Consider the following 14,466-nt stretch of genomic DNA (forward strand, 5'->3'; position numbering starts at 1 on the left):
ATGAGAAAATGAGAAAACGAATACTGAAATATTCCATATGGATCGTTGTATTATTGTTTGGTGTCGGCTTGTATTCGCTGAATGCTGATTACCTTGCGTATACATCATCTTTGCCGGAATTGGAGTTGCTGGAAGCTCCGGAGGATACGATTCCTCCCCGTTATCCGGTAGCTAAAACTACACCGGAGGAATATCAAGATATCGTGAAACAATCACCTGCCGATTTGCGTGATCCGGAGAATGTCAAGACTACGATTGAGTATGATTTAAAGACGAATACGTATATTGTCCGTACGAAATTAGGCGATATGGAGATTGGTACGCCGATGAGTTTAACCCCGGCGGAATACCAAGATTATTCTATGCAACAATCACTTCGTTCCTATTTCCGCCAAAAGAACGAGGAAGAATTCCAAAAAGCTACGAATAAACAGTTTAACTTAACCGATATGCAGTTTAATATCGGTGCGGCGGAACGTATCTTCGGCCCCGGTGGAGTACGTGTAAGAACACAAGGTTCGGCCGAGATCACGATGGGATTGAAGACGAATAAGAATAATGATCCTTCTCTTCCGGAGCGTTCCCGTAAACGTACTTTCTTCAATTTTGACGAGAGTGTGCAGTTGAATGTACAAGCCTCGGTGGGTAGCAAGGTGAATTTCGGAATGAATTACAATACCGAGACCTCTTTTGATTTCGATTCCAAAAAATTGAAGCTGGCGTATACGGGCGAGGAGGATGAGATTATCAAATCGTTGGAAGCCGGTAACGTGAGCATGAATACCAGCAACTCTTTGATTAATGGAGGTGCGGCTTTATTTGGTATGAAAGCGGATTTACAATTTGGTAAGTTGCGAGTAAATGCCTTGTTTGCCCAGCAGGAATCTGAATCCAAGACGGTTAGCTCAAAAGGGGGCGTGCAGACGAAGCCCTTCGAGATCAAGGTGGATGAATACGACGAGAACCGTCACTTCTTCTTGGGCCATTATTTCTATGATAACTACGATAAGTTTATGGAGTCTTTGCCTACCGTCACCTCCGGTATAGAGATCTCTAAGATAGAAGTGTGGGTGACCAATAAACGAGGTAATTATGACCAGTCTCGCAATATCGTAGCTTTCACCGATTTGGGAGAAAATGAATCTCGTAATATCGGTAATACAGCCTTGGTAATGCCTTCCGGAACGGATAGGCGTCCGAATAATTCCGCAAACAATTTATATACGACTTTAACCACTCAATTTACGGGTGCCCGTAAGATTAATATGGTGAATGATGCTTTGAAAGGTGCCATGGATGGAGGACGGGATTTTGAGAAAATCGAGAGTGCCCGTTTGCTAGAGTCGTCTGAGTATACATTAAACAAGAAATTGGGTTATATTTCTTTGAGAACTCAGTTACAGGCTGATGAGGTATTGGGTGTCGCTTTTAGTTTTATCTATAATGGCAAGACCTATCAAGTCGGTGAATTCTCTACGGATAATAAAGAGAATACGAGTGACTGTATTTATGTGAAGTTGCTAAAGGGCATCACGATGTCGCCTGATATGATGTTCTGGGACTTGATGATGAAGAATGTATACTCACTGGGGGCTTATTCGGTGCAGAAAGAGAAGTTTAAGTTGAACGTTACCTACCAGAGTGATTCTACCGGTACGTATGTAAACTATCTTCCGGAAGGTAATTGTGCGAATCAAATCTTGATTCGGGTATTAGGGCTGGATCGCTTGGATACCTATGACAATCCGAATCCGGATGGCTTTTTCGATTTTATTGACGGTTATACGATACAGGCGGAGACCGGTAAGATTATATTCCCTTGTGTACAACCTTTCGGCTCGAAATTACGGGAAAAGGTAGGTAATGCCTATGCCAGTAAATATGTATTCCAAGAGTTGTATGACTCGACATTAACTGTTGCTCGCCAGATCGCCGAGAAAAATAAATTCCTTTTAAGTGGTGAGTATAAAGCCTCGTCGGGTTCGGAGATCGACTTGGGAGCTACTAACGTGGCCCGTGGGTCTGTACGTGTCACGGCAGGAGGAGCTACACTGACAGAGAATGTGGATTATACGGTCGATTACAGTTTAGGACGTGTGACGATCTTGAATGAGAGCATCATATCTAGTGGAACACCCGTTAGCGTATCTCTGGAGAACCAGTCTACTTTTAATATGCAGCGAAAGACGATGATCGGGTTAGACTTGAATTACCAGTTCAATAAGGACTTCATGGTCGGTGCCACGGTTATGCATATGTCGGAAATGCCTCTTACGGTAAAAACCACTTTGGGAGATGAGTCTATAAAGAATACTTTATGGGGCTTGAATACCTCTTATAAAGCAGAGAGCCAGTGGTTGACAAACGTATTTGATAAGTTACCCTTGTTGACATTGACCAAACCTAGCCAAATCTCATTCAATGCGGAATTCGCTCATTTAATAGCGGGACATTATGAGAATCAGTATACGGGTGGTTATTCTTATTTGGATGACTTCGAGTCTACACAAAGTGGTATGGATCTTTTGAACCCGTATGCTTGGAACTTGGCGAGTACCCCCTATGAAGATTCGAATCCTAAATTTCCGGAAGCGGAAAAAGTGAATGATATTGCTTATGGTAAAAACAGAGCTTTGTTGGCTTGGTATACGGTAGACGGAATCTTCACACGTAAGAGTTCCTCTTCCCGCCCTCGACATCTTACGAATGATGATTTATCGAATCATTACACCCGTGGAGTCAGTTATAAAGAGATCTTCCCGAATAAAGAGTTGGGAACCAATGATAATACGACTTTGCCTGTATTGAACCTCGCTTTTTACCCGAATGAACGTGGTCCGTATAACCTAGATGCGGAAAATGTAAACTCGGACGGTACGTTGGGTAATCCGGAAAAACGTTGGGGTGGTGTAATGCGCAAGATCGAGCCTAGCGATCTGGAATCTGCCAATTATGAATATATCGAATTCTGGCTTTTGGACCCATATCTTGAGGACGAGACAGCCGAAGGTGGTGACTTATACTTTAACTTGGGTGAGATTTCCGAGGATATTTTGAAAGATGAGCGGAAATTCTTTGAGAATGGTATGCCCGTGGATGGTGATATGTCGAAAGTTGATACGACTGTCTGGGGTAAGGTGCCTCGCACGCAAAGTACGGGATATGCGTTTGATGCCCAAAATCGTGAGTTGCAAGATGTCGGTTTGAACGGTCTTTCTACGGAGGAAGAGCAGACTTTCCCTACGTATGCGGATTATTTGAATAAATTGAGGGCGAAACTATCCGGTGAGACAATCTCTAAGATGATGGATGATCCATTTTCTCCTTTTAACGATCCTGCCGGGGATAATTATCACTATTTCCGTGGGGATGATTACGATGCTAAGGAGTTGGATATCTTATCTCGCTATAAACGATATAACGGTACAGAGGGAAACTCACAAGAATCCGATCAAAGATATGCTACAGCCGGAAAGAGTACACCAGATGTGGAAGATATCAATGGCGATAATACGTTGAATGAGACAGAGAAATATTTTGAGTACAAGATCTCTCTCCGTCCGAAAGATTTGCAGGTTGGTGTAAACAATATCGTTGATGAGCGTACTCCGGAAGTAACCTTAATGAATGGTGATAAGGAGAAAGTAAAATGGTATCTGTTTAAGATCCCTATTAAAGATTATGAGAAGCGGGTTGGGGGGATTCGGGATTTCAAGACTGTCCGTTTCATGCGTATGTATATGACAGGATTCCGTAAGTCTACGGTTCTGCGTTTCGGTACCTTGGAACTGGTCCGTGGTGATTGGCGTACTTATACGCAGGATTTGTCAAATCCTCTTGTTCCACCAAAGTCTGATGGACAGATAGTCGTATCTTCTGTGAATATAGAGGAGAACGGGCAGCGTCAGCCGGTCAACTATGTGTTGCCTCCGGGTATTAGCCGTATGTTCGATTCCAGCCAGCCTCAGTTGCTTCAACAGAATGAGCAGGCATTGTCTATGAAGATAACAGATTTATCTCCTGCGGATGCACGTGCGGTTTATAAATCTACCGCTTATGATCTTCGCCGGTATAAACGATTACAAATGTTCGCTCATGCGGAAGCGCCGATTGATGAAAGCAGGACTTTATCGAATGGTGATTTCTCTGTATTCATTCGTTTAGGTTCCGACTATAAGAATAATTATTATGAGTATGAGGTACCTTTGGATCTGACTCCCCATAGTACTATTCTTTATAATACGAACAATAGCGCAGATCAAGAAAAAGTATGGCCTTTAAATAATACCTTGAATTTTAAACTGGAGACGCTGACCGACTTGAAGTTGGAGCGAAATAAATTGAAACGTCAAGGACAGGGAAATATAAGCTACCAAAAGGTTTATTCGAAAAATGATCCGGATAATATGCGTAATAAAGTCAGTATCATCGGTAACCCTAGCTTAGCGGAGGTGAAAGTGATCATGATTGGCGTACGTAATAATACGGGTGATATCAAGAGCGGTGAGGTCTGGGTAAACGAACTTCGTATGACCGATTTCGATGAGAAAGGCGGTTGGGCCGCTAATGCGAATCTGAACGTCGCTTTATCCGATTTGGGTACGGTCAATGTAAGTGGACGAATGGAAACCGCCGGCTTCGGTGCGTTGGATCAGTCGCTGGCCGAACGTCGGTTGGATGATTATTCGCAATATAGTGTGGCGACCTCGATTGAGTTGGGTAAGTTGTTCCCTGAGAAAGCAAAGGTTAGCATACCTTTTTACTATGCTTATTCGAAAGAGACTACAACTCCTGAGTATGATCCGTTGAATGAGGATATTAAGCTTTCGGACGCTTTGGATGCGGTAGAGACCCAAGCCGATAAAGACTCCATCAAGAGTTATTCTTTGGATCAGACCACTATTAAGAGCGTCTCTTTCAATAACGTAAAGGTAGATATCCGTAGCAAGAACCCGATGCCGTATGACCCGGCGAATTTCTCGTTAGGTTACTCTTATAGCCAGAACAGTAAGAAGAATCCGGAGACCGAATATGAGACAACCAAGGATTACCGGGGTAATTTCGCTTATAATTATACGCCTTACGTGAAACCGTTCCGACCCTTCGAGAAGCTGAAGAAGAATAATGGATATACAAAATATATCAAGCAATTCGGACTGAATTACGTCCCGTCGAATATTAGTTTCCAGACGGCGATGATGCGGAATTACTATGAGATTAAGCTAAGGGATTTGACAAGTTCTACGGATGGAGGTAACCAGTTGCTCTCATTCAGTCACAATTTCTTGTGGGACCGTGCCTTCAGTTTGCGTTGGGACTTTACGAATAATCTGAGCATGACGTTTACTTCCGGTACGAATGCCCGTATCGAGGAACCGAATGTTCAAGTTAATAAGAAATTGAATCCGGATGATTATCAGGTATGGAAGGATTCCGTGAAACAAAGCATCCGTGATTTGGGTACTCCTTTGAAATATGATCAAACGTTTAATGTCACTTGGAATATGCCGTTGCAATTCATACCGGCATTAGACTGGGTAAATAGTTCATTGACTTATAATGCCACGTACAACTGGGATCGTGGAGCCAATGTCGCTAGTATTGAGTTGGAACAGGGTAATATAATAAAGAACCAACGTCAATTTGACTGGCAGGGTAGTTTCAATTTGCAGTCACTGTACAATAAGAATAAATATCTGAAGAAGATCAACCAGAAATTTATGGCCTCTTCCCGGGTAAGCGCTCGTCAACCGGAGAAAAAGAAGAAAGAGGTGAAACTGGAGAAAGAGATTCAATTGAGTCTGGATAGTGGAACGATCGTGCAGCATGGAATGTTTACGAAGAAGGTTCGTATCACGGCACGCGGAGCGGACGGGAAAGTATATTCAATTAAATATAAGCCGGTCAATTACGCTCAAGTCATGATCTTGAATAAAGATACGGCTCATTTGAAACTGACCATTGTGCCCGGTCCGCAACCTTTGGAGGGAACCTTAACGAAAGTCGCTGAATATGGCAGTCGTTTCTTGATGATGCTGCGTCGGGTAAACGTGCAGTATTCGTTGATAGACGGTATGATGTTGAGCGGTTACGCCCCGGAGGTTGGTGATATGTTCGGACAACGGCGTACAGGAACTTTGGCTCCGGGACTTGGTTTCGCTTTTGGAGGGGTACGGAGGAGCTTTATCGACGAGGCGGACGAGCGGGGCTGGTTGGTAAAGAATGAGAATATGACGACTCCCGCCATGATCAATAGCGCGAAGAATCTTACGATCCGTGCGAACCTGGAACCTATAGCCGGCTTGAAGATTGATTTGAACGCAAACCGGGTAGATACCCGTAGTACCGATATCTATTATATGCAAGACGGTATGCCCGAGCAGATGGGAGGTAGCTTTACGATGACGACGATCGCCTTGGGGAGCGCTTTCGGCGGTAGCGGAAACGCTAATAACGGTTATTCCTCGAAAGCGTTCGATAAATTTATCGCTCACCGTAGCGTGATCGCCCAGCGTTTGATGGATACCTATTCCGGTACGGTTTATCCGAGCTCCGGTTTTATGGCGGGGCACGCCTTGGCGGGAAAACCTTATGATCCAGCCGTAGGGGGAGGCGTAAGCCTGAATTCCATGGAGGTATTGGTACCTGCTTTCTTGGCGGCTTATACGGGTAAGGATCCGAATAAGGTAGGCTTGTCAGCCTTCCCGTCTGTTAAGAGTTTGTTACCGAACTGGCGTGTTACGTATGATGGATTGATCCGTATTCCAGCTATCCGGAAATACTTTAAGAGCATGATGCTGAGCCATCAATATCGTTGCTCTTATAGCGTAGGCGCATTTTCCTCTTTTTTGGATTGGGTGGATGCCGGGCAGGATGGTTTGGGATATATCCGCGATATTCAGACTGGTAATCCTACGCCATCGTCTCCTTATGATATAGCGGCCGTGAGTATCACGGAAGGATTCAGCCCGTTGTTTGGCGTGGACGCTACTTTATTGAATAATATAACCGGTAAGTTTGAGTTGCGCAAGACTCGTAACTTAAGCTTGAATATATCCTCTTACCAATTGGTGGAAGCGCTTTCCAACGAGTTTGTGATAGGAGTAGGATATAAGTTGACTGAGTTTAACAAGGTGTTAAAAATGAAAAAGACACGTGACTTCAGTAATGACCTTACGATCCGCTTAGATTTCTCTTACCGCAAAATGCAATCGTTGATTCGCAAGATTGAGGAGCAGTTTACGCAGGCTACCAGCGGGAATATCGCCAAGACCATCCAGTTCTCTGCGGATTACGGGTTGAGTCGTGCCCTGACATTGAGGGCGTTCTATGATTTACAGATCAATGAGCCGATCGTGTCCACCTCATCTTACCCGACTTCGAACTCAAACTATGGTATTAGTTTACGGTTCTCCTTAGCGCAATAAAAAGAGTATAGTCTATTTACAGAACTTCTTGGTCTGTTTTTAAATACCTGTCTAGCGGTATGGAATAAACCTTTATCTTTGTGCGAAATATAATTTGGATATGAAGAATACTTACAAATTGATATTATTGCTGCTCCTTATCGTCCAAGCTTCTTGGGGGCAGGACGTGAAGGGGGTCGTGAGGGATGCCGAGACTAAGGAACCCTTGGCGGGCGTGAACGTCTTTTATAAAGATAAAGGGGGGACGCGCGGAACCGCTACGGATATCAATGGCTATTATGAGCTGAAAGTGACGGACGGAACTGCTATCTTGACGTTCAGCTACCTCGGCTATGAAGCCTTGGCGGATGAGGTCTATATTGGGCCGGGAGTGTTTTTGACGCATGATGTTTTCTTGAGACCCAAAGCGAGTATGATGGACGAGATCGTCGTGAGCGTCGGGCGTTATGAGCAAAAGCTAAGCGATATTACCGTCTCTATGGAATTATTGAAAGCGAAAGATATCGCTCGGCAGTCTCCGAAAGATTTAACGGACGTATTGAAGAATATCTCCGGTGTAGACGTGACAGACCGGCAACCTTCCGTACGCGGTGGTACGGGATGGACCTATGGCGTGGGTAGCCGTTGCTTGATTTTGGTGGACGGAATGTCGGTATTAACTCCGGGTTCCGGCGAGATAAACTGGAATATGATCCCGATGGAGAACGTCGATCAAGTAGAGGTACTGAAAGGAGCCTCTTCCGTATTATATGGCTCTTCTGCCTTGAATGGTCTGATCCATGTGAAAACGAAACGCCCCGGATTAGATCCGGTAACACAGGTGAACGTACAAGGAGGATTGTATGGGAAGCCGCGCCAAGACGGGACGCCTTTATATGGAGGCTTGGATCTCTCTCATTCCCGTAGGATCGAGAACGTTGATTTGACAGTGGGTGCTAATACATTCTTGGACGATGGGTATCGGCAGGATAATTACAACCGTCGTGTCCGGGTCGGCGGGAACCTTACGTATCACGATCCCCGGGTACAAGGGTTGAACTATGGCGTGAACGTGAATTACTTGTATAATGATTATACCGGTTTCTTTATCTGGCGTTCTCCGGAGGAGCCCTATATTCAGTCTCCGCTGGCGAATATGGGACGCCGTGAGCATACATTTTATATAGATCCTTTCTTGAGTTATACAAATTCGGAAAAAGGGACGACTCATCGTTTCAAGGGGCGTTTCTTCCATCGGGGAAGCCGTATCATCACGCATACCACGGATAAGTCTCTTTTTGACATAACGAATAATATGGGTTTTGATATCTCATCTGTTCCGGAGATTATCAATATGGCGCAAAACTGGCAAACCGAATTATTGCCGACCTTCTTACCGTATTTGCCGGAGGTGATGAACGGGAAGGTGAGCGGACTGATGGGTGAATTGGGCAAGTTGGGAAATCATTTTTTCCCGACAGCTACCTCGGCGGATTATATGGACTTGATTTCTTGGGTGATGGGACGTACTCCGCTACCCGATAAGAATAACGTAGGGACTTGGTTGGTAGATGCCATGAAACCGGTGGAGAAAAAAGCACCGGAGGCTACGGATCATACCTATTCCTATAATCTGGATTACCAATTCAGCAAGAAGTTCGATCATTCACAACTCACGGTTGGAGGTACTTATGAGCGTATTCATGCGGATTCGAAAGTGACCGGGCAGCATAGTAGCGATAATGTGGCTACTTTCCTGCAATATGATCATACGTTTATCGATCGTTTGAATGTCTCGGTCGGTGTTCGTCTGGAGTATTACCGGGTCGATGATTTCTACCGGGAAGCGGAGACGAAGGTTTTCGGGGCGAAGGTTCCGGTAAAACCTGTTTTCCGTGGAGGTTTGAATTATGAATTGGGTGAGTATAGTTTTATCCGGGCATCTTTCGGACAGGGATACCGTTATCCGTCCGTTACGGAGAAGTTTATCCTGAAGGATATCGGAGGTGTGGGAGCTTTCCCGAACGCTGAATTGAAAGCGGAGCAAGGTTATAATGCCGAACTTGGTTTCAAGCAAGGATATAAGTTCGGCAATTTGAAGGGCTTTGTCGATGTGGCCGGCTTTTATACCCGTTACAAGGATATGATCGAGTTCTGTTTCGGCCTGTTTAATAATAAGACCTTCGATTATATCGATGGGCTTTCCAAGTTGTTCAATGCGTTCTCTAGCGGCGACGGCTTAGGAATCGGCGCTCAGTTCACGAACGTAGGCCGGGCAGAGATTTACGGGGTGGACTTGTCTACCTCGGGTGTGTATGAGTTTAACCGTGATACTCGTCTGGCATATACTTTGGGGTATGTTTATACGAATCCGATCGATATGGACGTGGATTCACGGAATGCGGAGGAGGAAGCGAATGATGACTTAATGGCGATGCGTTCGAAATCGAACGACAGTAAGTATTTAAAATATCGCCAGAAACATTCCGTAAAGGGGGTATTTGATCTGGAATGGAAACGGTTTAATATCGGAATGAATATGTCATGGAAAAGCAAGACATTGGCGGTCGATTATTTTATGGTCGATGAGCGTACGAAAGCGGAGCCTAACCTGATGGATTATATGCGCTCGATGCTATTCGGAAACTTACATGATTATTGGGCAGAGAACAATAAAGGATATTTCGTCATGGATATGCGTGTCGGGATGAAAGTGACGAAGAATATCCATGTACAAGGACTGGTGAACAACCTCTTAAACAAGCGCTATAGCGCCCGCCCGATGGATGTCGGCGCACCCCGGACTTTCATCCTGCAAGTAGGAGCCAATTTCTGACAATTCACCCGGTTGTAGAGACGGACACGCTTCGTCTCTACAACATATGATAACTTTTCAATTCATTTCGTAAACGGATCGCTTGATTGTCCGTTACCTTGTCCATCAGTTTCCAGAACCTTTCGCTATGGCTCATCTCTATCGTATGGCAAAGTTCATGCAATAATACATAATCCACCAAATGCCAAGGAAGAAGCATTAGGTATAGTGAGAGGTTGACGCTTTTCCGTTGCGTACAACTTCCCCAATGCGTCTTGCTGTTGTTGATCTTTACCCCGGTCAGCGTAAAGCCGTGTTGCTGGGCCAACCGAGCGATCCGTTGGGGAAGCAATCGTTTCGCCTCGTGGCGGAATGCCTTTTCCAACATGGATTTCAGTAAGGATTGTACCTCTTCTCTCTCAAAACAGGTTTCTAAAGGACAGGCGATATGCAAGATTCCCTCTTCTAAGCGCATGTAGAAATTTTCCCTTTCCGTCCGGAAGATATGTGTCCGGAAGGTTGTGGCTTGCAATTGCGTCTGCTCGTCAATCAAAGGGCGTGCCGGATGTTTCTGGAGTGCCTTGATTAATTTCGGTTTGTTCTCCATGATAAAAGCGATCATACGTTTCTCATCTCCTCCGGGTGGCATCGTGGCGGTTATCTTTCCTTTTGATATCTTGAGCGTGTATCGAGTGGCCCGGGGAGTGGTACGAAGCGTTATGACTCCCAAATCCTTGTCTTGTATATTCTTTTCCATTCCTGCCACAAAAGTAATACATTGAGAGAAACAATAATACGATGGAATTGATTATCTTCGCGATCGTAAAGGTTAAAAACATAATCAATATAATAAATTAGCAATCATGAGCAAAAAGGCACTTTTAATTATCTGTGATGGTTGGGGAATTGGTGACAAAGGTAAGGATGACGTGATCTTTAACACGCCTACTCCCTATTGGGACGAGTTGTTGAAAACGTATCCGAATTCACAGTTGCAGGCTTCTGGCGAGAACGTTGGTTTGCCTGACGGACAAATGGGTAACTCTGAGGTGGGCCACTTGAACATTGGTGCTGGCCGTATCGTTTACCAAGATTTGGTGAAGATTAACATCGCTTGCCGCCAGAATACGATCATGGAGAACCCGGAGATCAAACGTGCTTATAGCTATGCGAAAGAGAATAATAAGCAGATCCACTTCATGGGCTTAGTTTCCGATGGTGGTGTACATAGCTCTTTGGAGCATCTTTTGAAGTTGACGGATATCGCCAAGGAATACGGAATCAGCAAGGCTTATGTTCATTGCTTCATGGATGGCCGTGATACGGACCCGAAGAGCGGTAAAGGCTTTATCGAGACGTTGGAGAATCATCTGAAGACTACAGGCGGTAAGATCGCTTCTATCATCGGACGTTATTACGCTATGGACCGTGACAAACGTTGGGAACGCGTGAAAGAGGCTTACGACTTATTGGTTGAAGGTAAGGGTAAGCAAGCCGAGTGCATGGTAAAAGCGATGGAAGAGTCGTATGCCGAAGGTGTAACGGACGAGTTCATCAAGCCGATTGTTCACGTTGAGAACGGAAAGCCGGTTGCTGTTATCGAGGAAGGCGATGTCGTGATCTTCTTCAACTATCGTAACGACCGTGCGAAAGAGCTTACGGTTGTATTGACTCAGCAAGATATGCCGGAGGCCGGTATGCATACGATCCCGGGCTTGCAATATTTCTGTATGACTCCGTACGACGCTAGCTTCAAGGGTGTTCATATCTTGTTCGACAAAGAGAACGTAAATAATACGTTGGGTGAGTTCTTGGCAAACGTAGGCAAGACTCAGTTGCATATCGCCGAGACAGAGAAATACGCCCATGTGACTTTCTTCTTCAACGGTGGCCGTGAGACTCCGTTCGATAGCGAGGAGCGTATCTTGGTTCCTTCTCCTAAAGTGGCTACTTACGACTTGAAACCGGAGATGAGCGCTTTCGAGGTGAAAGATAAATTGGTGGACGCTATCAACACGAAGAAATTCGATTTCATTGTAGTGAACTACGCCAACGGTGATATGGTAGGCCATACAGGTATCTACAAAGCGATCGAGAAAGCGGTCGTAACGATCGACGCTTGTTTGCACGATACGGTTGAGGCCGCTAAAGCCAACGACTATGAGGTAGTCATCATCGCCGACCATGGTAATGCGGATCACGCCTTGAACGAGGATGGCACTCCGAATACGGCTCACTCGTTGAACCCTGTTCCATTCGTTTATGTGACAGCCAACAAGGACGCTAAAGTAGAGGATGGTATCTTGGCCGATGTGGCTCCTTCAATCCTTCATATCTTAGGCTTGCAACAGCCGAAGGAGATGACTGGCAAGTCATTGATTAAATAAGAGCTAGACGCATCTTATGATCCAGATAGATGACACTTTAGTAAGTCTTGACGTTATCGAGCGTTATTTTTTATGTGATCTTTCCAAATGTAAGGGGGAATGCTGCGTGGAAGGAGATTCCGGCGCTCCATTAGAGGATTCGGAGTTGGCGGAGCTCCAGAAAGTATTGCCTATTATCTGGAATGATTTATCCCCGAAAGCTCAAGAGGTCATTCATAAGCAAGGCGTAGCTTATATCGATGAGGAAGGCGATACGGTTACTTCTATCGTGAACGGTAAGGATTGTGTCTTTACCTGTTACGATGCCGATGGTACTTGTAAATGCGCTATCGAGAAAGCATACCGGGAAGGTAAGACGGATTTCTATAAGCCTGTTTCTTGCCATCTTTACCCGATACGTGTCACTCAGTATCGGGATTTCAAGGCCGTGAATTATCATCGCTGGAGCGTTTGTAAGGCGGCGGAGATCTTAGGAAAGAAAGAGCAATTGCCGGTTTATAAATTCCTCAAGGAGCCCTTGATCCGCAAGTTCGGCGAGGCTTGGTATAAGGCTTTGGAAGAGTGTGCGGAGGAATGGAAGAAGCAGCGTGAGGAGTAGCTTTTAGATCGTTTATAAATAAATCCCTTCAGCTTATCCTGTTGTTAATAACTTGTTGAAAACAGGTGGAAGCTGAAGGGATTTGTTTTATAGCCGCTCTATTTCCTCAAGGGAAAGGCCGGTGCATTTTTGGATGATAAGAGGGGTTATTCCTTCGGCTTTCATATTACGTGCCGTAGATTCTTTCCCTTTTTGTAGTCCTTTTTGTAGTCCTTCTCTTATTCCTTTTTCCATTCCTTGCTTGATCCCTTTCTCTACGGCGAAGTCTAGTGTGTTGTAATAATCGTTATAGACCTTCCACTCCTCCTCGTACTGCGCTCGTTGTTTGGGGGTGAGGTTCGCCATGGATCCGATGCGTTCCAACCGCTCGAATATGGCCTTGCGTGCCTTGAAAGGCATTCTGTCTAATGTATCCATATGCTTTAGTACATAAATCCAACGTTCAAAATCTGTCTCGCATGCTTCCTCCTCTTTGTTGAATCGAGGAAGCTCAATATAGATTTGGCGGAACTTGGGGTTGAATACCTGTCCGTTCTCCCGGTCCGCCAATATGATGTCCCTTCGGAATTTTCCCTCCTTCCCGTTATTGTCTGACCCGTTCTCTTCGTCGAGCGTGAAGTTCAAGAAGAATACTCCGTAAACGGCCGCCAGCTCATAGTCCCATGTTCCCTTTATACCCTGTTCCACTACCGAGTGCGAGAGGTAATATAAGGCCCTGTCCTTGAAGTGGGGCTGTTCCCTGTTCTGCATCTCGATTATGATCCGTTCGCCCTTGTCGGTCTCGCAATGGATATCGAAGATGACCTTCCTTCCTTGCGTCGTCTCGGGCAATCGCTCGTTGTTCATGATCCTAAGGTCGGTGATCGTATGCTCTCCGGCCAAGAGGTCGTTCAGGAACTCGATCAAGATGTCTTTGTCTACTTCCCTACCGAATATGTGCTTGAAGCCGAAATCGGTGAAGGGATTGATAAATCTTCCCATAGTTGTTTATAGGTTTTAGTGATTAATAGGAGAGAGATGGCTCTTTTCCACCTCTGGCTGTAAAGATACGATTTTTATTATAAGGGGACTCATTTCAGCTTTGAAAAAAGGAGGTGTTGGTCAACGCTGATACTATCGTTATTGCGATTGCGGTCGTAAGCCTTTTACGATGGGCATTCAAAGGTTGTCATATCTGCTTTTTATGAGTGATCGTAGCCTAGTCATTATATTAACGTACGCATGTACATTATATCATTAGGTAAAAATGGCTCATGTGAT

At 45.0% G+C, this 14,466-nt stretch carries 6 protein-coding genes; 4 read left to right on the forward strand and 2 right to left on the reverse strand.

Features of this window, described 5'->3' with window-relative positions; translation table 11 throughout:
- The first annotated feature begins 8 nt into the window (after positions 1–8).
- Positions 9–7,427 (forward strand): cell surface protein SprA, encoded by a 7,419-nt coding sequence (gene sprA / locus E5342_RS13945; RefSeq protein WP_121735440.1) that lies wholly within the window; start codon positions 9–11, stop codon positions 7,425–7,427.
- Between the two features lie 100 nt (positions 7,428–7,527).
- On the forward strand, positions 7,528–10,242 hold the full coding sequence (locus tag E5342_RS13950; RefSeq protein WP_135959593.1) for a TonB-dependent receptor: 2,715 nt from the start codon (positions 7,528–7,530) through the stop codon (positions 10,240–10,242).
- Between the two features lie 37 nt (positions 10,243–10,279).
- Here E5342_RS13950 and E5342_RS13955 read toward each other — a convergent pair whose 3' ends face one another.
- Positions 10,280–10,978: a M48 family metallopeptidase gene (locus E5342_RS13955; RefSeq protein WP_121735438.1), complete on the reverse strand. Its 699-nt coding sequence runs from the start codon at positions 10,976–10,978 to the stop codon at positions 10,280–10,282.
- 106 nt (positions 10,979–11,084) lie between these two features.
- On the opposite strand from E5342_RS13955, the gene gpmI reads away from it, so the two are divergent.
- Entirely contained in the window at positions 11,085–12,608 is a 1,524-nt protein-coding gene (gene gpmI, locus E5342_RS13960; RefSeq protein ID WP_121735437.1) for a 2,3-bisphosphoglycerate-independent phosphoglycerate mutase, read from the forward strand.
- 16 nt (positions 12,609–12,624) lie between these two features.
- Complete coding sequence (locus E5342_RS13965) at positions 12,625–13,206, forward strand: DUF3109 family protein (protein WP_135959594.1); 582 nt, start codon at positions 12,625–12,627, stop codon at positions 13,204–13,206.
- 87 nt (positions 13,207–13,293) lie between these two features.
- Here E5342_RS13965 and E5342_RS13970 read toward each other — a convergent pair whose 3' ends face one another.
- Positions 13,294–14,187, reverse strand: coding sequence for an Rpn family recombination-promoting nuclease/putative transposase (locus E5342_RS13970; RefSeq protein ID WP_135959595.1), 894 nt, complete (start codon positions 14,185–14,187; stop codon positions 13,294–13,296).
- Between the last annotated feature and the right edge of the window lie 279 nt (positions 14,188–14,466).

It is taken from the genome of Parabacteroides distasonis, assembly GCF_004793765.1.
Taxonomy (GTDB): domain Bacteria; phylum Bacteroidota; class Bacteroidia; order Bacteroidales; family Tannerellaceae; genus Parabacteroides; species Parabacteroides distasonis_A.